At 69.8% G+C, this 24,835-nt stretch carries 20 protein-coding genes, 1 other RNA gene and 1 pseudogene; 9 read left to right on the forward strand and 13 right to left on the reverse strand.

What is annotated here, in order from left to right; genetic code table 11:
- Positions 1 to 141: 141 nt before the first annotated feature.
- The 5 genes from MFF54_RS26790 to rnpB all read right to left on the reverse strand — a co-directional run bounded on the left by MFF54_RS26790 (position 142) and on the right by rnpB (position 6,072).
- On the reverse strand, positions 142 to 1,593 hold the full coding sequence (locus MFF54_RS26790) for a UDP-N-acetylmuramoyl-L-alanyl-D-glutamate--2,6-diaminopimelate ligase (RefSeq protein ID WP_238307233.1): 1,452 nt from the start codon (positions 1,591 to 1,593) through the stop codon (positions 142 to 144).
- On the reverse strand, positions 1,590 to 3,362 hold the full coding sequence (locus tag MFF54_RS26795) for a peptidoglycan D,D-transpeptidase FtsI family protein (protein ID WP_238307249.1): 1,773 nt from the start codon (positions 3,360 to 3,362) through the stop codon (positions 1,590 to 1,592). Before MFF54_RS26795 ends, MFF54_RS26790 begins: the two co-directional genes overlap by 4 nt.
- A 266-nt stretch (positions 3,363 to 3,628) precedes the next feature.
- Positions 3,629 to 4,042 carry a cell division protein FtsL gene (gene ftsL, locus MFF54_RS26800; protein ID WP_238307234.1) on the reverse strand — a complete coding sequence of 138 codons (414 nt, stop codon included), beginning with the start codon at positions 4,040 to 4,042 and terminating at the stop codon, positions 3,629 to 3,631.
- Positions 4,039 to 5,076 (reverse strand): 16S rRNA (cytosine(1402)-N(4))-methyltransferase RsmH, encoded by a 1,038-nt coding sequence (gene rsmH / locus MFF54_RS26805; protein WP_238307235.1) that lies wholly within the window; start codon positions 5,074 to 5,076, stop codon positions 4,039 to 4,041. Before rsmH ends, ftsL begins: the two co-directional genes overlap by 4 nt.
- Positions 5,077 to 5,654: 578 nt before the next feature.
- An RNA gene (rnpB, locus tag MFF54_RS26810) (RNase P RNA component class A) lies at positions 5,655 to 6,072 on the reverse strand.
- Between the two features lie 193 nt (positions 6,073 to 6,265).
- Between rnpB and MFF54_RS26815 the strand changes: the two genes are divergently transcribed.
- Positions 6,266 to 6,427: a hypothetical protein gene (locus MFF54_RS26815; RefSeq protein WP_204165206.1), complete on the forward strand. Its 162-nt coding sequence runs from the start codon at positions 6,266 to 6,268 to the stop codon at positions 6,425 to 6,427.
- Positions 6,428 to 6,511: 84 nt separating this feature from the next.
- Here the strand turns inward: MFF54_RS26815 and MFF54_RS26820 are convergent, their stop codons facing one another.
- The gene (locus MFF54_RS26820; protein ID WP_238307236.1) at positions 6,512 to 6,952 is read right to left on the reverse strand and encodes a VOC family protein; all 441 of its coding nucleotides are present in this window, start codon (positions 6,950 to 6,952) and stop codon (positions 6,512 to 6,514) included.
- Positions 6,952 to 7,164: a hypothetical protein gene (locus MFF54_RS26825; RefSeq protein WP_238307237.1), complete on the reverse strand. Its 213-nt coding sequence runs from the start codon at positions 7,162 to 7,164 to the stop codon at positions 6,952 to 6,954. Before MFF54_RS26825 ends, MFF54_RS26820 begins: the two co-directional genes overlap by 1 nt.
- Before the next feature lie 419 nt (positions 7,165 to 7,583).
- On the opposite strand from MFF54_RS26825, the gene MFF54_RS26830 reads away from it, so the two are divergent.
- The 5 genes from MFF54_RS26830 to MFF54_RS26850 all read left to right on the forward strand — a co-directional run bounded on the left by MFF54_RS26830 (position 7,584) and on the right by MFF54_RS26850 (position 13,218).
- Positions 7,584 to 8,540 carry a GlxA family transcriptional regulator gene (locus MFF54_RS26830; protein ID WP_238307238.1) on the forward strand — a complete coding sequence of 319 codons (957 nt, stop codon included), beginning with the start codon at positions 7,584 to 7,586 and terminating at the stop codon, positions 8,538 to 8,540.
- 104 nt (positions 8,541 to 8,644) lie between these two features.
- Positions 8,645 to 9,091, forward strand: coding sequence for a (2Fe-2S)-binding protein (locus MFF54_RS26835; RefSeq protein WP_238307239.1), 447 nt, complete (start codon positions 8,645 to 8,647; stop codon positions 9,089 to 9,091).
- A gap of 10 nt (positions 9,092 to 9,101) precedes the next feature.
- Positions 9,102 to 11,324 (forward strand): xanthine dehydrogenase family protein molybdopterin-binding subunit, encoded by a 2,223-nt coding sequence (locus MFF54_RS26840; RefSeq protein WP_238307240.1) that lies wholly within the window; start codon positions 9,102 to 9,104, stop codon positions 11,322 to 11,324.
- A gap of 13 nt (positions 11,325 to 11,337) precedes the next feature.
- A complete protein-coding gene (locus tag MFF54_RS26845; protein WP_238307241.1) occupies positions 11,338 to 12,132 on the forward strand; it encodes an SDR family NAD(P)-dependent oxidoreductase in 795 nt (264 codons plus the stop codon).
- Positions 12,133 to 12,174: 42 nt separating this feature from the next.
- Complete coding sequence (locus MFF54_RS26850; RefSeq protein WP_238307242.1) at positions 12,175 to 13,218, forward strand: SLAC1 anion channel family protein; 1,044 nt, start codon at positions 12,175 to 12,177, stop codon at positions 13,216 to 13,218.
- A gap of 128 nt (positions 13,219 to 13,346) precedes the next feature.
- Here MFF54_RS26850 and MFF54_RS26855 read toward each other — a convergent pair whose 3' ends face one another.
- Positions 13,347 to 14,639, reverse strand: coding sequence for a DUF2254 domain-containing protein (locus tag MFF54_RS26855; RefSeq protein ID WP_238307243.1), 1,293 nt, complete (start codon positions 14,637 to 14,639; stop codon positions 13,347 to 13,349).
- 814 nt (positions 14,640 to 15,453) lie between these two features.
- Between MFF54_RS26855 and MFF54_RS26860 the strand changes: the two genes are divergently transcribed.
- Entirely contained in the window at positions 15,454 to 16,092 is a 639-nt protein-coding gene (locus tag MFF54_RS26860; RefSeq protein WP_238307244.1) for a hemerythrin domain-containing protein, read from the forward strand.
- Between the two features lie 184 nt (positions 16,093 to 16,276).
- Here the strand turns inward: MFF54_RS26860 and MFF54_RS26865 are convergent, their stop codons facing one another.
- The 5 genes and pseudogenes from MFF54_RS26865 to MFF54_RS26885 all read right to left on the reverse strand — a co-directional run bounded on the left by MFF54_RS26865 (position 16,277) and on the right by MFF54_RS26885 (position 22,244).
- Complete coding sequence (locus MFF54_RS26865; protein WP_238307250.1) at positions 16,277 to 17,017, reverse strand: carbonic anhydrase; 741 nt, start codon at positions 17,015 to 17,017, stop codon at positions 16,277 to 16,279.
- Between the two features lie 607 nt (positions 17,018 to 17,624).
- On the reverse strand, positions 17,625 to 19,577 hold the full coding sequence (locus MFF54_RS26870) for an AI-2E family transporter (protein ID WP_238307245.1): 1,953 nt from the start codon (positions 19,575 to 19,577) through the stop codon (positions 17,625 to 17,627).
- Between the two features lie 310 nt (positions 19,578 to 19,887).
- Positions 19,888 to 20,067, reverse strand: a pseudogene (locus MFF54_RS26875) (integrase); the annotation flags it as partial.
- A gap of 449 nt (positions 20,068 to 20,516) precedes the next feature.
- On the reverse strand, positions 20,517 to 21,926 hold the full coding sequence (locus MFF54_RS26880) for a malonyl-CoA decarboxylase (protein ID WP_238307246.1): 1,410 nt from the start codon (positions 21,924 to 21,926) through the stop codon (positions 20,517 to 20,519).
- 120 nt (positions 21,927 to 22,046) lie between these two features.
- Complete coding sequence (locus MFF54_RS26885; protein WP_238307251.1) at positions 22,047 to 22,244, reverse strand: hypothetical protein; 198 nt, start codon at positions 22,242 to 22,244, stop codon at positions 22,047 to 22,049.
- A 355-nt stretch (positions 22,245 to 22,599) separates the two neighbouring features.
- Here MFF54_RS26885 and MFF54_RS26890 point away from each other — a divergent pair, with 355 nt between their 5' ends.
- Together MFF54_RS26890 and MFF54_RS26895 are read left to right on the forward strand one after the other, a co-directional pair.
- A complete protein-coding gene (locus MFF54_RS26890) occupies positions 22,600 to 23,814 on the forward strand; it encodes an MFS transporter (protein ID WP_238307247.1) in 1,215 nt (404 codons plus the stop codon).
- 285 nt (positions 23,815 to 24,099) lie between these two features.
- Entirely contained in the window at positions 24,100 to 24,363 is a 264-nt protein-coding gene (locus MFF54_RS26895; protein ID WP_238307248.1) for a hypothetical protein, read from the forward strand.
- Positions 24,364 to 24,835: the final 472 nt, after the last annotated feature.

Below are 24,835 nucleotides of genomic sequence, written 5' to 3' on the forward strand. Positions count from 1 at the left end.
GATGTCGGCGGGTTTCCGGGCGCCTTTGCGGCGCACCGGAAACCCGCCGACATCCCGTCGGGATACCCGGTGCAAAACCGTCGAAACCCGCGGGATCCCGGTGCGAGGCCGGCCGCGAGCCGTCCGGGGTGCGGGGTCGCCCTACGCGTCGGCGATCGCGGCCCGGACCACATCGTGGTCCGAGAACGGGAGGGTGCGATCGCCCACGATCTGGCCGGTTTCATGGCCCTTGCCGGCCACCACCAGCACGTCGCCGGGGCCGAGTTCGCGCACGGCCGTGCGGATCGCCTCCACCCGGTCGCCGATCTCGTGGGCGCCCGGGGCCGCCGCCAGGATCGCGGCGCGGATCGCGGCCGGGTCCTCGCTGCGGGGGTTGTCGTCGGTCACGATCACCCGGTCGGCGAGGCGGGCCGCGATCGCGCCCATCAGCGGGCGCTTGCCGCGGTCGCGGTCGCCGCCGCAGCCGAAGACGAGGACGAGGCGGCCGCTGGCGAAGGGCCGCAGCGCCGCGAGCACGCTCTCCAGCGCCTCCGGTTTGTGGGCGTAGTCCACGAGGCACAAGGCCCCGTTGGCCTCGCCGATCCGCTCCATGCGGCCGGGCACGCCGGTGAGATGGTCGAGCGCGGCGAAGACGCCGTCCGGGTCGGCGGCGCCCGCCGGCGTCGCCAGGACGAGGCCGGCCGCGACCAGCGCGTTCTCCACCTGGAAGGCGCCGACGAGAGGTAGGCGCACCGTGCGGGGCCCGTACGCCCCGTCGAGGTCGAGGCCTTGCGCGAAGCCCTCGCTCCGGGCGGCGAGGAGGCGGATCGCCTCTCCGCCCCGGCCCGTGGTGCGGACGGGACGACCGGCGCCTTTCGCCACCGCGATCACCCGCTCGGCGAAGGGCCCGTCGGCGTTGACGATCGCGGGGCGGCCTTCCGGCAGCAGCGTGTCGAACAGGCGGAGCTTGGCCGCGAGGTAGGACTCGATGTCGGCGTGGTAGTCGAGATGGTCGCGGCCGAGATTGGTGAAGCCCGCCGCCTGCAGGCGCACGCCGTCGAGGCGGCGCTGCTCGATGCCGTGGGAGGAGGCCTCCATGGCCAGATCCGTGACGCCCTCCTCCGCCAGCCGCGCCAGGGTCTCGTGAAGGGTGACCGGGTCGGGCGTTGTCAGCGAGCCGTAGCGCGCGCCGCGATTGGTCACGATGCCGACCGTGCCGAGGCTCGCCGCGTTGCGGCCGAGCCGGGCCAGGATCTGGCGCACGAAGTCGGCGACCGAGCTCTTGCCGGCCGTGCCGGTCACCGCGACGACGCTCTCGGGCTGGCGCGGGTGGAGCGCGGCTGCGGCGAGCGCCAGCGCACGGCGGGCGTCGGGGACCGCGATCCAGGGCGTGCCCGCGGGCAGGTCGGCGGGCCTCGCGCCCTCCCCAGCGACGGCGGCGGCGCCCGCGGCGGCGGCGGCTGCCGCGAAGGCCCGCCCGTCCGCCTTCGTGCCCGGCACCGCGACGAAGACCGCGCCGGGCCCGGCCCGGCGGCTGTCGGCGGTGACGGCGGACGCGAGCCGGCCGGCGACAGCCGCGCCGGCCTCCGGGAACAGGGCTCCGAGGGTCGTCATCGCCCGTCGACCTTGTCGGCGTGGTAGGCGCCGAGCTTCACCATCAGCGGGAAAGGCTTCACCGGCGGCTCGAACTGCGGCGGCAGGCCGAGGATCGGCGCGACCCGCTCGATCACGCGCCCCGTCACCACGCCCGAGTTCCAGGCGGCGGTGGCGTAGCCGCCCGATTCCGGCAGGCCCTGCGGCTCGTCCATCAGGGTGACGAACAGGTATTTCGGGTTGTTCATCGGCGCGGCGGCCATGAAGGTGGTGAACAGGCGGTTCTTCACGTAGCGCCCGTTGATCACCTTCTCGGCCGTGCCGGTCTTGCCGCCGACGTAGTAGAGCGGGATCGAGGCCTTCTTGGCCGAGCCCTCGGTGGCGTTGAGGCGCATGATGAAGCGCATCGCCTCGCTGGTGTCCGCGCGCAGCACGCGGGTGGCCTTGGCCATCGCGTCCTCGGTCGAGGTCTTCAGGAAGGTCGGCGTCATCAGGAAGCCGCCGTTGGCGATCGCCGCGACCGCGGCGGAGGCCTGGAGCGGGGCCACCGCGAGGCCGTGGCCGAACGCGATGGTGATCGTGTTGATCTCGGTCCAGCGCGGCGGGATGATCGGGGCGGCCGATTCCGGCAGCTCGGTCCTCAGGCGGTCGAGCAGGCCCATCTTCTTCAGGAAGGCCTTGTGGCCGGGCACGCCGACGCCGAGCGCCATCTTGGCCGAGCCGATGTTGGAGGAGTGGGTGAACACCTCCGGCATCGTGATGACCCGGTTGGTGCCGTGGTACTCGTGGATCTTCTGCCGGCCCCAGTTCAGCACGCCGCCGCGGGTGTCGAAGGTCGAGTTGACGGTGAACTTGCCGGATTCCAGCGCCATGGCGAGCGTCATCGCCTTGAAGGTCGAGCCCATCTCGTAGACGCCGACATTCATCCGGTTGATCCGGTCGGGCGAGAGCGCGTCCTTCGGGTCGTTCGGGTCGAAGTCCGGCATCGAGACGAGCGCGATCACCTCGCCGGTGGTCACGTCGAGGATCATCGAGGCGCCGGCCTTGGCCTTGAAGTGGTCGATGCCCCAGGCGAGCTCGTCGCGCACCGCGAACTGGGCGCGCAGGTCCAGCGAGAGCTGCACCGGCTTCAGGTCGGTCTGCTTGGCGACGAAGCCGAACTCGTTGAGCGCCTTGTTGCCCTGCGTGTCGATGTACTTCTCGATGCCCGCGATGCCGATGTTGTCGAGGTTCGTCGCGCCGATGATGTGGGCGGCCGCAACCCCGTTCGGGTAGACGCGCTTGTGGTCGGGCAGGAAGCCGATGCCCGGGATGCCGAGGCGGTGCACCTCGGCCTGCTGCTTCGGGGTCAGCTCGCGCTTCACCCAGATGAAGCCCGGGTCGGACTTGCCCCGGCGTTTCAGCCACTCCTTCTTGTCCGCGATCTTCTTGCGCAGGTCGCCGGCGTCCAGCGTCGGCAGCACCGCGGTGAGGAGCTCGACCGCCTCGTCCACGTCGTGGATGTTGCCGGGCTCGGCGAAGACCGAGACGGTGCGGATGTCGGTGGCCAGCACCTCGCCGTTGCGGTCGACGATGTCGGGCCGGATCGCCGTCGTGGCGGCGGCCGCCACCGCGTGCTCGTTGAGGCCCTTGCCCGGGAAGGCGGCGCGGTAGATCAGCTTGCCGCTGATCGCCCCGAACACGCCCAGGAAGGCGAGCCCGACGATGGCGACGCGGGTGTGCGAGCGCTCGATGGCGAGGCGGAACATCGCGCCCACGAGGTCGGCGAGGGGGCGCCGCTTCGGCCGCAGGGCCGCGACCGCGGCGGCGAGCCGGGAGGCGTCCTCCGGCGCGACCGCGGCTTCCGCCGCCTCGTCCGTCTCCGCTGCGCGGCCGGCTTCGGAGTGCTCCGCGGCCGCGTGGCCCGGGACTGGCTGGGCCGGGTCCAGATGCTCGACCGCGAAGGGCTCCGCACCGGGGGCGGCATAGGTCGCGCCGGGCGCTGCGGATCCGGCACCCGCCGCCTCGGCCCGTCCGTGCGCGTCGTGGGTGTGGTGGGCGTCTTCGGACACGGGCGCTACCTCGAAGCCGTGGTCGGCGTGCGGGTCGTGGTGACGGTGCGGGTGAGCGAGCCGGTGGTGCGCGGCTCGGGCGCCCCGCCGTCCTTGGGGGTCGCGGTGGCGGCGAGCAGCCGGCCGATCTCGTCGCCGCGCTCGGGCCGGGCCGGCAGGTCTGCGAACCGGCCGAGATGGCTCACGCCGATCGGCTCCAGCGCGAGGTGCTTGGCGACGGCCGCCTGCAGCCGGTCCGGCCGGGTCAGGAGCTGCCACTCGGCGCGCAGCACCGCGATGGCCTGCCGCTCCTTGTGCAGGGCGGTCTTCAGCTTCGAGACCTGACCGCCCTGGTAGAGCGTGTCGTACTTGATCGAGTAGGCGTAGATCGCGGACGCCACGAGGCCGCAGACCGCCAGCAGGTTGAGGAGACGGATCACCGGCGTGCGCCTCCGCGCGGTTCGGGCAGGCTGGCGAGCGTGCGGATCGCGTCGAGCGGCGCGGGAGCTGGCATCTCGGTCCGCTCGGCCGCGCGCAGCTTCGCCGAGCGGGCGCGCGGGTTGCGGGCGATCTCGGCCTCGCCGGGCAGGACCGGACCCTTGGTGACGAGCTGGAAGCTGCGCACAGGCCCGTTGCCCGGCAGCGCGCCCGGCAGGTGGCGCGAGCCCTGGGAGGCCCGGCCGCTGCGGGCGGCGAAGAACTGCTTGACGATGCGGTCCTCCAGCGAGTGGAAGGTCACCACGGCGAGCCGGCCGCCCGGCCGCAGGGCGCGCTCGGCGGCGTGGAGCGCGCGGACCAACTCGCCGAGCTCGTCGTTGACCGCGATGCGCAGGCCCTGGAACGTGCGGGTGGCGGGGTGGATGCCGCTGCCGGGCTCGGTCCGGACCACGCCCGCCACGAGGTCGGCGAGCTGCGCCGTCGTCTCGATCCGGCCGCGGCGGCGGGCCTCGATGATCGTGCGGGCCACCGCGCGGGCGCGCCGCTCCTCGCCGTAATGGTAGACGATGTCGGCCAGCACGGCCTCATCCGCCTCGTTGACGAGGTCGGCCGCGCTCGGGCCGTCCGCGCCCATGCGCATGTCCAGCGGCCCGTCGAACCGGAAGGAGAAGCCGCGCTCGGGCTGGTCGAGCTGCATCGAGGAGACGCCGATATCGAGCACGATCCGATCGGCCTGGCTCTCGCCGATGTCGGCCAGCAGGGCGTCGAGGTCGCCGAAGCAGCCGGACACGAGCCGCAGGCGGCCGCACGCCTCCGCGACGAGGCCGGCGCCGGCCGCGATGGCGCTGGGGTCGCGGTCGATCGCGACGACGCGCAGGGCCGGGTCCGCGGCCAGCATGGCGCGGGTGTAGCCGCCCGCGCCGAACGTGCCGTCCACGGCCAGCGCCGCTCCGGGCAGCGCCAGCGCCGCGAGCACCTCGTCGAGCAGGACCGGGATGTGGGGCCCGGCGGGGACGCTGCCGACCGCCCGCTTCACCGCGCCCTCGCGCGGCGCGGGGCGGCGGGACGCGCCGGGGTCGCGGGAATCGGTTCGACCCGCCCGCACGGGACGGCGTCTGCGCTGGATCGGCTCATAGGCACCTGCGTCCGACCGCGCTCCCGCCGACCGGAAAGGGTGGGCGCCGACGACCCGGCGGGGCGCCAAGCCCCGCCCGCGGGCGCTCCCTGCTCCGCGGCAGGGCGTGCCCGTCGGGCCGATCGACGCCGTTGACGGTATGGTTCCGGTTAACATGGGCCTCGGAGGATCGTCAACGCACCCTAGACTGCCGGATGGTGCGCCCCGATCAGATCGCAGCAAGGTTAACCGAACGTTATCTGCCCGCCCGATTGGACGAAACATCTCGCCCGGCGCCGAGGCGCGGATCTTCGTGCCCGAACGCACGATGACGCTATTGTCGAGACGCGCTCAAGCCTGCGGACGAATGCTTTGGATCGCCGCCCGCGTGCCGATGGCCGCGCCGGAGGCATCTGGCTCCGCCGGTGCCGGGAGCCTGTGCCGACGCGCCTCCTCCGGCAGCATCCCCCGAACGTGGCACGCCGCCCGCGTGCGGTGGACGGATCAGGCGGCCTGTAAGCCGGGTTCTGTAGGGCCCCGGACGCCTCGCGGCACCCGGGACGTGGCAGCCATTCCTCTGGGACGGCCGTTGCCGACCGCCTCGAGCAACCAACCCGGGCGACTGGCCTGGAGAGAGGGCCTGCGGCTCCCTCGCGAGAGACCGCGCGCCGCCCCTATTCGGTTTTGCTCCCGGTGGGGTTTGCCGTGCCGTCCGCGTTGCCGCGTCCGCGGTGCGCTCTTACCGCACCCTTTCACCCTGACTCCGGGGCGGGCCCGAAGGCACGTCCGGAGCGGTCTGCTCTCTGTGGCACTGTCCCTGGGGTCGCCCCCGCCGGAGGTTATCCGGCACCGTCTCTCCATGGAGCCCGGACTTTCCTCCCCGGGCGCGAGGCCCGGAGCGGCCGCCCGGCCGCCTGATCCGCGGCCGGGATGCGCCGCGGGCGGCCCCGCGTCAAGGACGCGGGGCCGCCCTGCCCGGCGTTTGGGCAGGCCCGGATTTCGGGCAGGCGGTTGCGGGCGCCCGCGCGCGGGTCCACGCTTCCGGCCGAGGACGGCGCCCCGCCGCGCGACACGATCCTGCCCGCGGGCGCCCCTCCGAGAGGAGAGAGCCATGACGGAGACGACCTGGACCCTCGACACCGTGCAGACCCTGCGGGCGCTGGCCCGCGAGGGGATCCCGCCCGCGGTGATCAGCCTGAAGCTCAAGCGTCCTGTCGAGGCGGTGCGGGCCAAGCTCGCCGAACTCGGCATCACGCCGTCGGCGACGCTCTGAAGGGGGTGCCGAGCCGTTCGGGCCGCGCCGGAGAGGGCGCGCGGCGCGGCTCCGGAGACCGCCGGAACGCGCGCCGCGGGCGCCTCACCAGCTCCCGGTGTTCTCCATCGAGGCCCAGGGCTCCTGCGGCGGCTTCGCGCCGCCCTTCTGCAGGATCTCGATGGAGATGCCGTCGGGCGACTTCACGAAGGCCATGTGGCCGTCGCGCGGCGGGCGGTTGATGGTGACGCCGGCCTCCCGCAGCTTCGCGCAGAAGGCGTAGATGTCCTCGACCTGATAGGCGAGGTGCCCGAAATTGCGGCCCCCCGTGTAGGTCTCGGGGTCCCAGTTGTAGGTCAGTTCGACGAGCGGCGACTTCGACGCCTCGGCGCGGGCGACGTCGCCGGGCGCGGCCAGGAAGACCAGGGTGAAGCGCCCTTTCTCATTGTCGACGCGCCGTACTTCCCGGAGGCCGAAGATGTCGACGTAGAAGTTCAGGGCCTGGTCGAGGTCGGCGACCCGGACCATCGTGTGCAGGTATTCCATCAGGCGGCTATCTCTCTGGTGTCGCAGGGCTCTTCCGCTGCCCTGATCAGAAGCTTGCAAGATCGGCTCTGGGCGGCGATCGCCTGCAGAAGCCGCTCGATCGCCGCCGTAGCTAGGGCTTCGTAGTCCGGTGAGTAGGCTGCGGAGATCTCCGTGATCGCAACGCCCTGGACTCTGTGGCCGAGTTGCCCTGCCACTTCCTCGAACGGCACCCGCTCCGTCCTCAACCAGCGCGCGAGCGTATGACGCGGGCTGGTTGAGTTCACGCGTTCATCGAGGCCAGCGCGCGTCCGACCCTCGCCCAGCGCGGTGTAGGACCGGCTGCCCCCCTCCCCCGGTGACCTGAGCGGTGATCGTACGGATTGATGGTGTGCGCCCGCGTTTTCCCACAGCCTGCGTGGGCAGCGGGCTGTGGACCTTTATTTCGAAGCGGACGTTCCGCCTCCGACCCGGCCACTTTTAGCAGCCTACCCCGCGCTTGAAAGCAGTCCTTCAGCCCCCGTCTGGTGCACATTGGTGCAAGTCAGGCGCGGACGAATATGCCTCGTTTTCGGCCACTCCGCTTGTCCCCGCTCGACCGAAGTTTGATGTAGAACCCGGTCTCGCGCAGGTTGAAGGGGGGTGATCGGTGTTGGCTGGCGTCCGTCGCATTGGCCTCGTGATCTGCCCGGATTTCGATTTCATGGGGTTGGCGGCGACGTCACCCTTCGCCGTCGCCAACAAATACGTCGGCGGCTCGGCCTACGACGTGCACCTCCTGTCCGAAACCGGCGGCCTCGTTCGCTCGGGCCTGGGACCCGATGTCAGCACCGAAAGGCTCGACGACCCGTCTTCCTTCGACACTATCCTGGTCGCGGCCGGGATCGGCGTACCGGAGCCGAGCCAGGACCTTCTCGCCTACCTCCAGGAAGCGTCCCGTTCCGCGCGCCGTCTGGCGGGCCTGTGCCTCGGGGCCTTCGTCCTAGCGGATGCCGGCCTGCTGAGCGGACGGCGCGCCACGACCCACTGGCACTACGCGCCCCAGTTCCGCGCGCGCTATCCCGATTGCAACCTCGACATCGACAAGATCTACGTCGCGGACGGCAATCTATGGACCTCCGCCGGCATGTCGGCAGGCATCGATCTCGCCGTCGGCATGGTCGAGCGCGATCACAGCCGGGAATTGGCGCAAACCGTGGCGCGCGGGCTGGTGATGGAACGCCGCCGCGCCGGGGGGCAGGCCCAGCACTCGGCCCTGCTCGATCTCGACGCGCCGACCGACCGCATCCAGAGCGTCCTCGCCTATGTGCAGCAACACCTGCGGCTTCCGCTGACCACCGAGGATCTTGCGGCGATCGCCTGCCTCAGCCCGCGCCAGTTTACGAGGGCCTTCCGAGCCGAGACGGGCGTCTCGCCGGCCAAGGCCGTCGAGGCCATGCGCGTTGAGGCCGCCAAGCACATGCTGGAGCAGAGCCGCCTGCCCATCGAGGAGATCGCCGCCGCGGCCGGGTTCGCCAACCGCGAGAGGATGCGCCGGGCGTTCCTGCGCGTCCAGGGCGACGTCCCGCGCGCGATCCGCCGGGCAGCGGGACCGCTCGCCATCGTCTGACACGGCAGCATGTCCGAAAACGAGGCAAATATGACGTAGTGAGTGCCGAGACCTCTGCTTAAGCATGGCCTCGGGGGACTGCTTACTGCCGGGGAGTCGCGGACATGGTGAGCCTGACGATCAACGGTCGGCACTATTCAGTCGACGCCGAACCCGATACTCCGCTGCTCTTCGTCCTGCGCGACACGCTTGGCCTGACCGGCACGAAATACGGCTGCGGCATCGCCCAATGCGGGGCCTGCACCGTCCATCTCGACGGGCAGGCGATGCGGTCCTGCCAGGTCCCGCTGGACAGCGTCGGCACCCAGGCTATCACCACCATCGAAGCAATCGAGCAGGACGACGTCGGCCGGAAGGTCGTGGAGGCCTGGGTCGCGTTGCAGGTGCCGCAATGCGGCTATTGCCAGTCCGGCCAAGTCATGGCCGCCACCGCCCTACTGAAGCAGACCTCACAGCCGACCGACAAAGACATCGCCGACGCGATGACGAACCTGTGTCGCTGCGGAACCTACAACGCCATCGCCGCCGCCGTGCGCCAGGCCGCTGCCTGAGGAGACTGCCATGCACCCGCTCCTCCGCCCTGCGGTTCCGTCCCGCCGCGGCTTCCTCGCTGGTGCAGGCGGCGCCCTCGTCCTCGGCGCTCTGCTGCCCGCGCGTACGGTCCGCGCCGAGGCGCAGGGCCCCGCCGAGGGCGCGGGTGCGCTCGCGCCGAAGCCGGGAACTCGGGTGGCCGCCTTCCTGGAGATCCATCCGGACGGCACCATCAAGCTGCTCAGTCCCTTCGTGGAGGGCGGCCAAGGCATCGCCACCGGCATGGCACAGATCGTCGGCGAGGAGTTCGACGTGCCGCCCTCCCGCTTCGTTGTGGAATGCGCACCACCCGGCCCGGACTACGCCGTCGTGAACGGCATCCGCATGACCGGCGGCAGCTTCTCGACCCGGTCGAGCTACGAGATCATGCGCCGCCTCGGCGCGACCGCCCGGGACCTGATGATCCGCGCGGCGGCGGCCAAACTCAAGGTTCAGGACGGCGAACTCACCACCCGCGACGGGGTGGTGCTGCACGCGGCCTCGAACCGCTCTCTCGCCTACGGCGACCTCGCGGCCGACGCGCTGAAGCTGAAGCCGAACGAGTCCGTCTCCCTGCGCGACCCGGCGACGTTCCGCTACATCCGTCAGCCCGTTCCCCGCCTCGATGTCCGCGACAAGTCCACGGGCCGGGCGATCTACGCCATCGACCATAAGGTCGAGGGCATGCTCTACGCCGCCGTCCAGCACGCGCCACGCCTCGGCACGGAGCCGACGAGCCTTGCCAACGAGGCCGAGGTGAGGGCGATGCCGGGCGTGCACTCGGTGCACCGGCTTCCGGGCGCGGTGTCGGTGGCCGCCGACAGCTGGTGGCGGGCACGCAAGGCCGTCGAGGCGCTGAAGGTCGAGTGGTCGACGCCCAAGCCCAGCGGCATCGACACGGTCGCGGCCGATTTCTCGTCGGACGGCATGCTCGCGGTGCTCAAGGCGTCCACCGATCCGGGACATGTGGCGGAGGAGCAGGGCGATGTCGCCGCCGCCTTCGCCAAGGCCGCCAAGGTTGTGGAAGCGGATTACGAGGCCCCCTACCTCGCCCACGCGCAGCTGGAGCCGCCCTCGGCCATCGCGCGCTTCGACAGCGACGGGACCCTCGACGTCTGGCTCCCGAACCAGATGCCGGAGGTGTTCCAGGCCGTCTCGGCGAAGGTCGCCGGGTTGCAGCCGGCCCAGGTCCGCATTCACTCGCCGATGCTCGGCGGCTTCTTCGGTCGCCACTTCACCTACGAGGCCGGCAACCCGTTCCCCCAGGCGATCCTGCTTGCCAAGGCCACTGGCCGCGCCGTGAAGGTGCTGTGGTCGCGGGAGGAGGAGTTTGCCCGAGATGCGGTGCGACCTTTGAGCTTCAGCCGCTTCCGCGCTGCGCTGGACACGGCCGGGCAGCCGACGGCGATCGAGGTCCGCACGGTGGGTGAAGGCCCGATCGGCCGCTATTTCAGCATGATGATGCAGACACCCGTCGATCCCTCAGCGGTCGAGGGCATCGTCGAGAAGCCCTACGCGGTGCCGAACCGGCGCATGACCTTCACGAAGGTTGCCCACCCGGTGAACATCGCCTTCTGGCGCTCGGTCGGGCATTCGATGAACGACGCGTTCTACGAGAGCTTCCTGGACGAGGTCGCTCAGGCCGGCGGGCATGATCCGTTCGCGCTGCGCATGGCGCTTCTCCAGGGCAGCGCCCGGCACCGCACCCTCCTCTCGACGGTGGCGGAGATGTCCGGCGGCTGGCAGCGCGGGCCCTACCGCGCGGAAGGCGGGTTGCGCGCTCGCGGCCTCGCCATGGCCTCGCCCTTCGGATCGGAGACGGCGACCATCGCGGAAGTCTCGGTGGAGGGCGGGGAAGCCCGCGTCCACAACCTCTGGATCGCGTTCGATCCCGGCAGCATCGTCAACCCGGCCATCGTCAAGGCGCAGGTGGAATCCGCGGCGGCGCTCGGCCTGTCCTCGGTCCTGTTCGAGCAGATCGTCTACCGCGATGGCGTGCGGCAATCGCAGAACTACGACACCTATCCGGTCCTGCGCCGGGAGCACATGCCGAAGGTCCATGTCCGCATCGTCGAGAGCGGCGCGCCGATGGGCGGGGTGGGGGAACCGGGTTTGCCGGGCGTGCCGCCGGCGGTCCTCAACGCCATCGCGGCGCTCACCGGCCGGCGGATCCGTGCACTGCCCGTCGCAAACTCCAAGCTCTCCGCCGTCTGACGAGGATACCTCGATGACCCAGCACACAGGCACGGCGCTCGTGACGGGCGCCTCCTCGGGCATCGGCGCGGCCTATGCCGACCAGTTGGCTGCCCGAGGCCATGACCTCATCCTCGTCGCCCGCGACCAGGCCCGGCTGCGGGCGGCGGCGGAGCGTCTCGGCCGAGAGGCCGGCGTGACTGTGGAGGTCATCTCGGCCGACCTGACCCGACCGGAGGATCTTGCCTCGGTCCGGGACCGCGTCGCCACGGATGCCACCCTGCGCGTCCTCGTGAACTGCGCCGGCCTCGGGCCGCTTGGCCCCGCCCTCGACAGCCCCGTCAGCCTCTATGACGGGCTGCTCGACCTGAACGTCAGGGCGCTGCAGACCCTGTCCCTCGCGGCAGCGAAGGCTTTCGGCGAGAGGGGAGCGGGCACGGTGGTCAACATCTCGTCCGCCGTCGCCATCATCCCTGAGCGCTTCAACGCCCCCTACGCGGCGAGCAAGGCCTTCGTCCTGGCACTGACGCAGGGGCTCGGAGCCGAACTCGCCGGTAAGGGGGTGCGGTTCCAGGCGGTGCTGCCCGGCGTCACCCGAACCAACTTCTTCGACCGGACGGGCGCGGATATCGGGCAGATTCCCTCCGAGATGATCATGGAGGCGAGCGACCTTGTGGCGGCGGCACTGGCCGGCCTCGATGCGGGCGAGACCGTCACGATTCCCTCGCTCCCCGATCTCGGTGATTGGCAGGCCCTCGAAGGCGCCCGGTTCCGCCTTGGTCCCAACCTCTCGCGCAGCATGCCGGCCTCCCGCTATGGTCTCGGCTGAGATCGCGAAGGGCTCGATGCCTCGTTGCGTGGGAGTTCGTCGATGCTGCAGGTCGTCGAAGGCGCGCCGAGCGAAGCCGCGCTGACCGCCCATCGTGTCCCGGGCCAGCCCCCTCTGTCGGGAGGCTGGCGGCAGGTCGAGGCGTTGCCGGTCGGCCTGTTCGCGGCGGTGATGGGCCTGACGGGACTCAGCGTCGCGTGGCGGCTCGCTCATGCGCGGTATGGCGTGCCTCCCTGGCTCGGGGAGGCCATCGGGCTGATCGCCTCAGCGGCCTTCGTCGCTATCGCGGCAGGCTATGCCGGCAAGGCCATCCTCGCCCCTGAGGCCGTGCGGGCGGAATTCCGCCACCCCATCGCCGGCAACCTGTTCGGCACGCCGCTTATAAGCCTGCTCCTGCTGCCGATCCCCCTGGCGCCCTTCAACCTCACGCTGGCGCGCGTGCTATGGATCGCCGGCGCCCTCGGCATGACGCTGTTCGCGTGGCTGATTGTGACGCGCTGGCTGAGCGACCGGCAGCAGGCGGCACATGCGACGCCGGCATGGATCGTGCCGGTGGTCGGCCTGCTCGATGCGCCCCTGGCCCTTCCGGAACTCGGCCTGCCGCCGATGCAGGGGGTGATGATCTTCGGGCTGGCGGTGGGGCTGTTCTTCGCCGTGCCTCTGTTCACGCTGATCCTGTCCCGCCTCCTGTTCGAGGCGCCGCTGCCCGCAGCCTTGCAGCCATCGCTCTTGATCCTCGTGGCGCCCTTCGCGGTCGGCTTCTCAGCCTATGTCGCCACGACAGGCGCGATCGATCTCTTCGCTGAGTCGCTTTTCGCGGTCGCACTGTTCCTGCTCGCCGTGCTGCTGCCGAAGCTCGCCCGGTTCGGTCGCGCCTGCCCTTTCCGCGTCTCTTGGTGGGGCGTGAGCTTCCCACTCGCCGCAGCAGCGGTCGCGGCGCTGCGCGTCGCGATGGCGGAGCAGGCTCCGGCGACCGACGGCCTCGCCCTGGCCCTGCTCGGGCTGGCCACGCTCGTCATCGGCTGGCTGCTCGGCCGAACCCTGCTCGGCTTAGCTCGTGGGGAGCTACGGACGCTGACGCAGTGACGGCCAATCGCCGAACTCCCGCTGCTCATCCGATGTGGGCTCTCACCACTTCTCATCCAAAAGCGGACCGACAGAAATCCACCCTCCTCGGACGTTCGAGAAAGACACGGATCGCCGGGTTCCGACGTCTAGATTCCGGCCGGACTGGCGCCGCGGAACCGGCGGTAGCGGTCCTCCAGATCGGCAAGGTCGGACGGGTCCGCCACGTCGCGGCGGGCGGCGGCGATGACGAGGCCGGCATGCCGGGATAGCTCCGCCGCTCGGCTTGGCTGCCTCTCGACCTCGGCGACGCGGGCGAGCACGTCGAGCATCCGTCCGAGCACGTGGACCGAGCCGGCCGCGTTCTGCCGGATCATGTGGAACATGGCGTCGCACAGCCCGTCGTAGTCCGTGACGGGGTGGACGAGCGCGGGGCGCCCCTCGCGCAGCACCACCCCGGTCGGCAGGTGCCTCGGCGCGATCCGGCACAGGGCGTCGCCGAGATGGTCGACGACGCTGCCGGCGGTGAACGGGTCGTTGATGCCGGGCGAGAGCGCTCGCACCGCAATTTCGACCAGCTGCCGCACCGAGTATTCCGGGTCCTGAAGTGCGGCGGGGCGGCGCCCCAGCGTCACGGCGTCGAGGATGGCGGCCTCGGCGCCCTCCACGGGCGCAGACAGGAACGCGATGGGGAAACCGCTCGGCACGTAGTCGCCGGGCCGCACCCGCAGGATGACCCTGATCCCAAGCGCGTAGGCCCGGTCCGCCAAGGCGTTCTCGTCGAGGGCCTGCACGTAGCCACCGTCGGTCGCGGCCGAGGCCCATCCGGCCGGCGCGTCATCGGGACGGGCGGCCCCCGGCTTGTCCCGGGTATGGGTCGCGATGGCCCGGCAGAGGTCCTGCTGGACGGCGTCGACCACGGTCTCGATGTTGATGCTCGTGGCTATGTGGTGGACGAACCAGACCAGAGTGCCCACCGCGACCAGCGCCAGGACCAGGGCGCCGGTGATGGCGAGATGCGGGACGAAGGGGTCTTCCTCCACCGTCCGCACCGTGCGGAGCACCATCAGCGCGTAGGCGAAGGCACCGAGAAAGATACCGAGCACGGTCTGGTTGCGGCCATCCCGGATGAAGTTGCGCAGGAGTCGGGGGCCCATCTGGCCGGAGGCCAGGGTCAGGGCGGCGATAGTGATGGAGAAGGTCGTGCCGGCGACCCCGATGTTCGAGGAGGCGATGGCGCTGAGCAGGGCCCGCGCGCCCTCGGCCCCGCCGGAATAACCCCAGTTCGTGTCGGGCGAGGAGGGGCCGAAGCCGGCGACGTGGGCCGTCTCCAGCCAGACACCGAACTGGGCCAGCAGGATGCAGCCGAGGACGACGAGGGCCGGGCGGAGCCAGAACAGGTCGCCGAGGATCTCCAGCCCGGCTTTGACGCGCGTGTTCATCGGTGCGGATCGATACCTTTCGAGCCCGGCAACGACCGGCACGATGGGGCGTTCCGAAAGACCGTCCGCGGGAAGGACACCTCCTGCTCTCGATCTTTGACCGCGCCGCGATGACCTACGCCGTGGTGCTGTTCACCATCGTCGTGCAGGGATCGATCCTCAGCCTCGTGGCGCGCCGGACCCTTCGAGCGAGCTAACTGGCACTGGAATTCCCCTCAGCCACTGCGAACTGACAGACGGACCCTTGGGACGTCTGTCGAGAAGCGTGAGGCGTTGGCGACAGCGTCCGCACAGATGCATTGCCCGCCAAGAGCAGAACGGCAGAAACCCACCCGGTTGGGTCGTAGCCCGACATCCACCAAGCCGCCACGAAGCGGACCTTCCCAGGGTCGGCAAAGGGTCGGGAGCAGCGGTCGAGGCCCGACGACGCCAATGTCGGCCTGTGCAGCAGAGAGCTGTCTTTCGACATTGGGCCCATCGGCAGCAGCAGGTTCCTCACGACGAACTCCTCGACCCAGGCGCCTGTCATGCCCGAAGGCGTTACCGTTCTCACCAGCACACGTGTTGGACCGCCACCAACGCCACAGCACGCTTTCACAGCTCGGCTCGTATCCTCCCCGCGCTGAGTGCGAAGCCGCCCCTGATGGCATTGGCGTTAGGGTAGTCCGCGCCCAAGCCGCCGGTGGCAGCCGGCAGGTCGGGTTTGCAGCCCTCCGAGAACCCGCGTCCCGTCAATCCGTCGCTGCGGCGAGGATAAGCGGAACAGCCAGAAGGTGAACGAAGTTACGTCCCGCAACTTCAGGAGGCATGCCGTATGGACGTTTGGCAGCTCATCGAGCGCGACCACGAGAACATCAACCAGCTCATCCGCGAGATCCCGTACGCCATGAATGGACCCGGCGTGATTCGCAGCCGGGAGCGCATGTTGGGCGATCTCATGGATGCGCTGGAGCTGCATGCCATCGGACTCGATGCCAGTCTCTACGAGCCCCTGAGCCGGGAGAGCGGCACAAACACGCTTATCGAGGAGCTACATCGGGCCCACGCCGAGTTCATGCGGCAGCTCAAGGGGCTCGTGCGCTACCGTCAGAAGGGCTCGGACGGGTGGCTCAACGCCTTCGAGGACGTCACCTTCCTCGTCGATCAGCATCTGCACCAACACGTCCACGAGCTGATCCCTATGGCCCGCAAGCGCTTCTCGCACGAGGAGGCTCATAGGGCCACGCAAGCCTTCATCCGGGCGAAGACCATCGCACTCCGGAGAAGACGCTCGACGACGGCGGGCGGCATCATGTCAAGCGAGGCTGCGCTCATAACCACCGTGACGGCCGTGGTAGCTGGGCTCGGCTATCTGGCTTGGCGCAATGGCCTATTCGCGGCCAGCAAGCAGCCTCATCGCAGTGCTACGCCAGCCCGGCCTGCCACAGCGGGATATGGTGTGCGTCACCGGTAAGCTCCAGATGGCAGGGGGACTTCGATCCCCTGCCATCAGGCGCTCGGCAACCAATCCCGATGGCAAAATCAATTGACTGGCCTTGGTTCTTCCGAATCTACTGGTGTGAGGGCGCGCGACGTCCCTTAAGATTGCCGTCGAACAGCGAAGCGATTCGTTCGTCTCTGGCCGGGAACCAGGCTCTTCATATATCTTCCATCCACTCGACCTGGCCATCGGAGAGACCGTAGCGTGCTCCCACGACGTTGACCTTCCCCCCGCTCAACGCGTCCTTGATCACCAAGCTCTGAGTCGTAAGACGCTTCGCGACACGGCGCGCATTGCTCCGCACGGACGCTTCGAGCAGGTCGCCCCCTTGGCTCCTGGCTTCCAGCACGGCCGGCACGATGGGCTGGACCATCTCACCGATGACGCCGGGGAAGGTCGCGTTCTTCTCCACCACATCGACCGCGGCTGCGACAGCGCCGCAGGATTGGTGTCCGAGCACGATGACGAGAGGCACTCCGAGAACACCGACGGCATACTCGATGCTGCCGAGCGCCGCCGTATCGACCGTGTTCCCAGCATTGCGCACGATGAACAACTCGCCGAGACCGCGCCCGAACAGGATCTCCGGCGAGACCCGGCTATCGGAGCACCCAACCAGCACACAGAAGGGTGCTTGTCCGCGGGCGAGTTCGAGGCGGCGGTCACGCCCGTTCGCCGCCAGGGACGGCGCTTCGCTCCTGAAGTTCTCGTTGCCCTGTTTCATGAGCTTGAGCGCGTCGGCTGGTGACAGCGAAGACTTCGTCACGGGTGATGCGGCCTGGGCAACACTGATCGGCAGTGCTGTGGCGGCAAACATGCCTGCTGCTCCGAGCAACAGACGCCGGCGGCCGAGACGGGGCAATCCGGTATTGGCACAGCAGTCGCAATTGACGTGCATCATGGCTGACCCCCTTCGTTTTCAGACAGTTGTGCTGCTGGCGACCCGCTGGCCATATCCAGCTCTCCAACGTCCCTCAGCTTGACCGCAGCGTTTCATGGGTTCTGCTGCAAGACGGTGCCACATCCGCCACGACCCGCTCAAGCGGCGTCGGGCCGAGAGCCAAAACCCTGCTGCAGTGGTGACCGCCCCCAGTAGTCGTCTCCAACCCCGGCGGACCACGGTCGGTAGAGCAGAGGATCCGCAGGATTGGGCCTGAGACATGATCTCGGGTGCCACCTTGGCTTGACGGAGCCGATCGCCCCCTTCCGATTGAACAGGCTGCAGGATCAGCGTGGAGGCTGGAAAGGAGGCGAGGCTAGACAGCATGAGCGCGGCTCGTGTCGATAGCTACGGCAGCAGCATCCGTTGAGGCACAAGCGTCAGACAGCGGCTTCGCCGAAGGGTGCCCAGATTCCGATAGCCCGGGAGAACAGGGGATGCGCACGGGTTGATCCAGGCCCCCAGCAACGTCCGCGTCGTCCAAAGCGGCGGTTGAAGTCTCGCTCGTTCCAGGTCGGCTCCATAGCGCGAAGCCGCTCCCGACGATATCGAGCGCTCGTCGTAATCAGGCTGCCGCCGCCGGCGGGCTGGAGGCGTTCTGGACGGTCCGTAGGCAGGCTTCGACGCCGTCTCGCAGCGAGGAGACGTAGATGTCCGCACCGAGCTGCCGCCCGAGTGCTGCGTCAGTGAGCACCTTCTCGCCCACAGGCCATAGGCCAACCAAGATCGGGATGCCGGGAGCTCGCTGGTGCAGGCGTTCGAGCAGGTAGCGCAGATGTGCGGGGCTGCCGGTAATGTCGAGATAGGAGATGCAGATCATCGCCACGCCCGACAGATCGAGTTCCCGGATGCGCCCTCGTGAGACCGTCTCGTAGGGCGCGACCCGCGCGCCGAGACCGTGCTTGCGCAGGAGCTGCGCCAGGATCGTCGAGGCCGCCTCGTCCAGCGGCCCGCGCCCGGCGATGCACAGCACCGGCGTGTCGCCCTGCCAAGCGGGCGAGCGTTGCTCGACCGGCGGGGCTTGTCCCGGCACAGCCTCGTTCTTCGGGTGCGTCCGCTCGGCCAGTGACGGAACGTCGGCCGGGTTGCGGTTCTTCGGGTCCACCTCCGGCTCGACATCCGGCCGGTTTTCGAAATCCTCGACCAAGCCTTGGCAGGAGAGCTTGATGTTCTCAAGCTGCGCCTGCGTGACTACGCCGCGCGCGTAGTCGTTGGCGGCGAGCTGCAAGCCCTTCAACGCGACCTCGTCGTAGTAGGAGGAGAGCGAGCGCTCCTTCAGCATGGCCTCTCCGATGTCGCGAGCCTCGTCCGGATCGCCCGCGAGCATGCGCTGATAGAAGTTCTCCACCGGCGTGAGCGGTGGCCGGTCGCCCAAGAGCACGTCGAAGAACTCCAGGCTCTCGACGTGACGGCCCAGCACGACGAGGCAGACGGTGAACGGCGTGGCCAGGATCAGGCCGACAGGTCCCCAGAGGAAACCCCAGAACAGGGTCGAGACGATCACCGCGAAGGGCGAGAGACCCGTCGAGTGACCGTAGAGGAGCGGCTCGATGACCTGCCCGAACAGGGGCTCGGCGATCAGGAACAGGGCCGCCGTCCAGATCGCCATCGACCAGCCGGGATCGACGGCCGCCGCCAGCGCCACGGGGAGCAGACCGGAGATGAAGGCGCCGATATAGGGCACAAAGCGCATCAGCGCCGAGAACACGCCCCAGAGGATCGGGCTCGGCACGCCGATCGCCCACAAGCCCAGCCCGATCAGCACGCCGAAGGCCGCGTTCATGCCGAGCTGCGCCAGGAAGTAGGTGCCGAGCCTGCTCGCGGCGTCGTCCATGGCGACGGTGGTGCGGTGCAAGTCGTTCGATCCGAACAGACGGATCAGGCGGTTGCGCAGGTCCTCGCGCTGCATGAGCAGGAACACGACGACGACGAGCACGATGCCCACTGTCGTCAGCGGCTCGACGATCGGGCCGAGGATGTTGTGCGCCAGCGTGAGCGGCGAAGGGTCCGGCTCCTGCACGCGCACGAGCTGCGCCTGCGGCGTCGGCCCGGCAGCCGGCGAAGCCGCAGTCGTGCCTGCCGCCGACGCCTTCTGGGAGGCGTCGTGGACCTGATGGTTGATCCGCTGCAGGAGCGCGTTGGCGCGACCCAGGAGGCCCTCCTGCAAGCCTGAGAGCTTCTGCTGCACCGTCGTCTGGTAGCGCGGAAGATCGACTGCGAGGCTCGCCACCTGGGTGCCCAGAACCGTCCCGATGCCGAGGATGATGCCGAGCGCCAGCAGGACGGCGGTGATCACGGAGGGCACTCGACCAAGGTGCATACGGCGCAGCACGCTGACCACGGGGGCAAGCACGAAGCTCAGCAGGATGGCGAGCACAAGTGGGATGAAGACCTCGCGGCCGTAATAGAGCGCGGCGATGACGACCACACCAACCGCCAAGGTCAGAAGGCCGCGAAGGCCAGGCGTGACAGGCGGTGGCACCTGGGCAGGTTGCCGGGGCGTCGGCGCTGTGTCCATTCTCGTCTCCGAAGGTCTGCTCGCTTGGCCGTAGATTGCCTGCTCGCTCAACTCCGATGCAGAGCTTTTGGTCACGCCGGCTGGGTTTGGGTCTGCTCGCAAAGACCCTGGGAGCGACAGGGGACGTGTTAGCCTGAGAGCATCAGAACGGAGGCAACTACCCGACGGACGGACTGCACCTACCGCAACCGTGCTGCTGACCTCATGCAGACATTCGGAGCGCGGCCGTCGAAGGTCCGGATGAGGTCATTCGGCACCCTGGGGGCAATCGACTGACACGCCGCGGCCCGTTCGACCGCGGCGGCCCGTTTCAGATCCCGGTCTGCTCCGACAGGATCAGGGCGTCGTCAATCTCGATGCCGAGGTCGCGAGCCGTGCTCTCCGGCTTGGTATGGCCAAGGCGCAGCTGACAGGCTCGGATGTTGCCGGTGCGGTTGTAGACCAGCGCGACCTTCGTACGGCGCAGGCTCCGGGTGCCAAAGCCCGACGGGGCCGGCACATGCGCTCGCGCCATTGACCGATTCTGCAGACATCCAGACAGCGGCCACGCGGTTTCTGGCAGAGAAGCTGAACGTCGGCTGGTGCCACTGCAACGAATTCGACGACCGCCAGACGCACGCGACCGTACGGGGCGATTTCCACCGGGACGGCCTGCCCTCGATGGCGGGCGTCCATGACCTGTCGGGCGAGCGGGACTTCCTTGATCTGGTGCTCTCGGGCGCTCGGCTCAGTAGCAAGCAACGTGCAAGACGCTTGCCGCACTCAAATGCAACAAAAAGTCTTAGCTTGGTTTGCTACGCGCATAGCTAAAAACTGATGGCCCCAAACCCATCGATCACGAGATTATGTGCAGGTATTCCATATGTCCTCACCTCGGCGTGGCGCTGCCGAGGCGGGGCGCTCTACGGCGCTGATCGAAGGCGAGCCTCGCAGCCCGTCTCACGCATCGGCGAGCGCCACGGCGCGGGCGGGCGGCAGGTTCTGGCGCAACTCGCGCGTCACCGAGCCCGAGGCCGCCACGGTGCCGAGATTGGCGAAGGTCTCGTGGTTCTTCTCGATGGCGGCGAGATCGTAGAGGTAGTTCACCATCAGCCCGTAGGACTGCTTCAGACCCTTGCGCGAGACGTCGCCCAGGAAGTTGATGCGCTCGAGCCGCGCGCCGTTGCCGAGATGGAAGCGGGCGACCGGGTCGAGGGGCCGGCCGCGCGGGTTCTTGGCACGCAGGAAGTAGGCGGCGGCCGCCGGGATCAGCGCCTTGCGCACCGCCTCGGCCTTCTGCTTGTCGGTGCACCAGTCGGGCTCGTCGAGGAGCCGCAGGGTCTCGAGGTCGTCGCGAGTGATGCCCTGCGGCGCGTCCGCCCGGCGCTCTCGGTCGAGCCAAGCGGCGAAGCCCGGCACCGGCGAGAGGGTGACGAAGGTCTTCAGCCCCGGGATCTCGCGGGCGAGGTCCTCCACCACCTGCTTGATCAGGAAGTTGCCGAAGGTGACGCCCGCGAGCCCCCGCTGGCAGTTCGAGATCGAGTAGAAGATCGCGGTCGTGAAGGCGCGCGGGGAGAGCGTCCGACGCTCCTCGCTCAGGATCGGGGCGATGGCGGGCGCGATCGCGTCGGTGAGCGCCACCTCGACGAAGATCAGCGGCTCGTCGACCAGCGCCGGGTGGAAGAAGGCGAAGCAGCGCCGGTCCGCCGGCTCGATGCGGCGGCGCAGGTCGTCCCAGCCCTGGATCTCGTGCACCGCCTCGTAGCGGATGATCTTCTCCAGGATGTGGGCGGGCGTCGTCCAGTCGATGTGGCGCAGCACCAGGAAGCCGCGGTTGAACCACGAGGCGAACAGGTGCTCGAAATCGGAATCGAGGCTGTCGACCGCGTCCGTGACCTCCGGCGGGCAGTGGGGATCGTCGCGCAGCGCCTTGCGCAGGTCGAACAGGTCCTCGCGCATCCGCACCAGGGCCAGCGTGCCCTCGCGGGCGAGGTTGAGCCGGCGGATCAGCTCCTGGCTGCGCGGCTCCACCGCCGCGTGGAGCGCCCCGAGGCGCGCGCGGGTCGGCTCGGCCCGGTAGGCGGCGATGGCCGCGTCGACCGCGGCGTGGTCCGCGTCGAAATCGACCGCGATGCGGCGCAGGAAGTCATGGCGCTCCGTGCCCGAGAAGCTCGCGTAGCGGTCGAGGATCAGGCGGGCCAGCGCCACGCCCGAGGCCTCGCCGCGCCGGGAGATCAGGTCGTCGCAGAGCTTGACCAGCTCGGCCGCGCTGGCGCGGGCCGCGAGATCGCCCCGGCTGATGCCGATGAGGTCCCGGCCGCGGTCGCTGATCGTCTGGATCAGGTCCCCGAAGAAGGAGCTCGCCGCCATGCCTCGCCCGTCCCTCGCCCGCCGTCCCGGCTACGGTCGCGCCGCGCGCCCTGTAGCCTGCCCGCTTCTACGGCGGAAGCGGCGCCCCGGCCAGGGCCCGCGACCGCGTCATGGGGCGCGTCAGGGCCGGCCGGCCTCGGCGATCACCGCGCGGTCGGCGCGCTCGCGCCAATCGCCGACGCCGTGCTGGCGCGCGAAGCGCAGCTCCGCGGCGCGCAGGGCGCGCTCGGGATCGCGCGCCCGCTGGATGCCGACCGAGCCGACGGTGAAGGGAACGCCCAAGATCTCCCTGGCGAAGTCGATACGGTAGTTCGACACACGGAACTCCCTGATCGTGTTGCGGTTACACCTGCGCCCGGCCGAATCGGCCGGGGCGATGGCTAGGATCACCGTCATAGGAGACGATGAATCCGCCGCCGCCAAGAGCGGCGCGCGGATCATTCGGTACGCGCGGGCGCGATCCAGCGCTTTTTCGCGGGCCCGAGGCCTCAGCCAGATCCCGATATGGTGATTCGATCCCCCGAATGAAGGCGCTGCGCCATTCTTCCGCGCCTCTGCCCTGCGGCCTGGCCGGTTGTCAGGCCGCCCGGGCGGGCCTAACCGGCGCCTTCGTCCTACCCCCGTAGCCCCACGAGACCGCGATGCGTCCCACCCGCCCCTGCCCGGTCTGCGCATGACCGGACGCCCGGATCCGGCCGGTTCGCCGCACGGCTCATTGGCCGGTTCGCTGACCCCTCGGGCGCGCCTCGGCCTCACGCTGATCGCCGGCGGGGCGGTCGCCAACATCTACTACAACCAGCCCCTGCTGGCCCTGCTGGCGAGCGAGTTCGGCGAGGCGGCTGCCCTCTGGGTGCCGGCGGCCTGCCTCGTGGGCTACGGGCTCGGCATCGTCGGGTTGGTGCCGCTCGGCGACGGGCTGCCGCGGCGCAGCCTCATCGTGGGGCAACTCCTGGGACTGGCGCTCGCCCTCGTCGCCGCCGGCCTCAGCTCGAACCTCGCGAGCCTCGCGCTGGCCAGCCTCGCCATCGGCATCCTGTCGTCCGCGGCGCAGCAGGCGGTGCCCTTCGCGGCGGAACTCGCGCCGGATGCCTCGCGGGGCCGCGTGGTGGGCCAGGTGATGACGGGGCTCCTCACCGGCATCCTGCTCGCCCGCACCGTCAGCGGCTTCGTGGGCGCGCATCTCGGCTGGCGGGCGGTGTTCCTGGCGGCGGCCGGCGTGGCGCTGGCGATGGCGGCGATCGCGCGCGCCACCTTGCCCCACACCCCGCAAACCCGGCGCCTGCGCTACCGCGCCCTGATGCTGTCGATCCTGCACCTCGCCCGCACGCAGCCTATCCTGCGCCGCGCGAGCCTGTCGCAGGCGCTGCTGTTTGCGAGCTTCAACGCCTTCTGGGTGACGCTGGCGCTCCTCGTCGAGGCGGAGCCCTTCAACCTCACGGCGGCGGGCGCGGGCCTGTTCGGGGTGATCGGCGTGGCGGGCGCGCTGGTGGCGCCGCTGTCGGGCCGCTTCACCGATCGGCGCGGGGCGCGGCCCGTGGTAGTCGGCGGCGCCGTTCTGGTAATGGCGGCCTTCGGGGTGCTGTGGGCCGGCGGGCAATGGTCGCTCGCGGCCGTAGCGTTGGGCGTGCTGCTCATCGATATCGGCCTCAACGGCGCGCTCATCGCCAACCAGACCCAGGTCTACGCCCTGGCGCCGGGCGCGCGGGGGCGGCTCAACACGGTGCTGTTCACGGTGATGTTCGTGTTCGGGGCAGCGGGCGCCTTCGCGGGCTCGCAGGCCTTCCTCGCCGTCGGCTGGCCCGGGGTCTGCGCGGTCGGACTCGCCCTGTCGGGCGCCTCGCTCCTCGTGGCTTTGCGCGCGCCGTCGCGACGACCTTTAGCGGTCTAGCCGAGAACGATCACCGTCGCGCCCATCCGCGCTTCCGCACAGCGAAAGCCGATATCTCCGCGCCGTCAGTCGCGGAACCGTTGTGAGCACGCGGACCGGCATACGAAAACTCCGTCTCGTCTCAAGGGACGGGCCGGAAGACTGAGCGGTGGAGACCGTTGGCCGCACTGCTCTTGACGGTTGCCTCCCTAGGGATGCCGGCCGGACGCGGTTCGTGGAACGGTTTGGCCCTGTTTTCCGTCTCTGGTCCGTGGTCGGCAACAATCCGGCCGGAGGAGGCGCTCGATGTCCCGCAAACCGATCTTGACCGTGCTTGGCGCACTGACCCTGGCCGCAGGGATCCTGGGAGCGTCCTCGCCCGCCATGGCTGATCCACCCTGGGCACGGGGCGAGCGCGGCTTCCGGCACGGCGGCCCCCCGCCCTGGGCCCCTGCCCACGGCTACCGCCGGCATCGGGAGTACGGCGGCTACGGGCGCCGGGACGTGCGCATCTACGAGGGGCGCCGTTACGGAGGCTACGGAGGCTACGGCTACCGCGAGCGCTACTAGGCCGGGCATCGCCGCCCGGAGGCTAGCCGCCTCCAGGCCGCCCCACTCCGCCAAGCGGACGGCACGGCTGGGCGGGGGATCGGCACCTCGGACCTCCCCCGCCCGCGTCGCCCGCACCGGCTCTCGCGGGTTGCATCCAGGGAGCAGGATCCCAGGCACGGAAGCGCCCGATCAGGACGCGTCGAGAGACCCGCAACCGGAGGCGCCGGCGCCTTCCGGTTCGCTCAGTATTGGGCAAGAACAGAGCGCCAATCGGCACTCAGGTAATTTCGATTTTTGCCTATTTCTGCTGCAAAATGCCGGAACGGTTTGCAAAAGGTGCTCGTTTCTGGGTCCGTACGAACCGCAATTCGGAGCCTTTACATGATGAAGCACATTCGCGTCGCAGCCGTTGCGACCACGTTCATCGTCGGCGGTGCGGCCCTGGCCCTCGCGCAGTCATCCTCCACCGTTGGCACCGGCGGCTCCTCGG

It is taken from the genome of Methylobacterium gregans (assembly GCF_022179245.1).
In the GTDB taxonomy this organism is placed as follows: domain Bacteria; phylum Pseudomonadota; class Alphaproteobacteria; order Rhizobiales; family Beijerinckiaceae; genus Methylobacterium; species Methylobacterium gregans.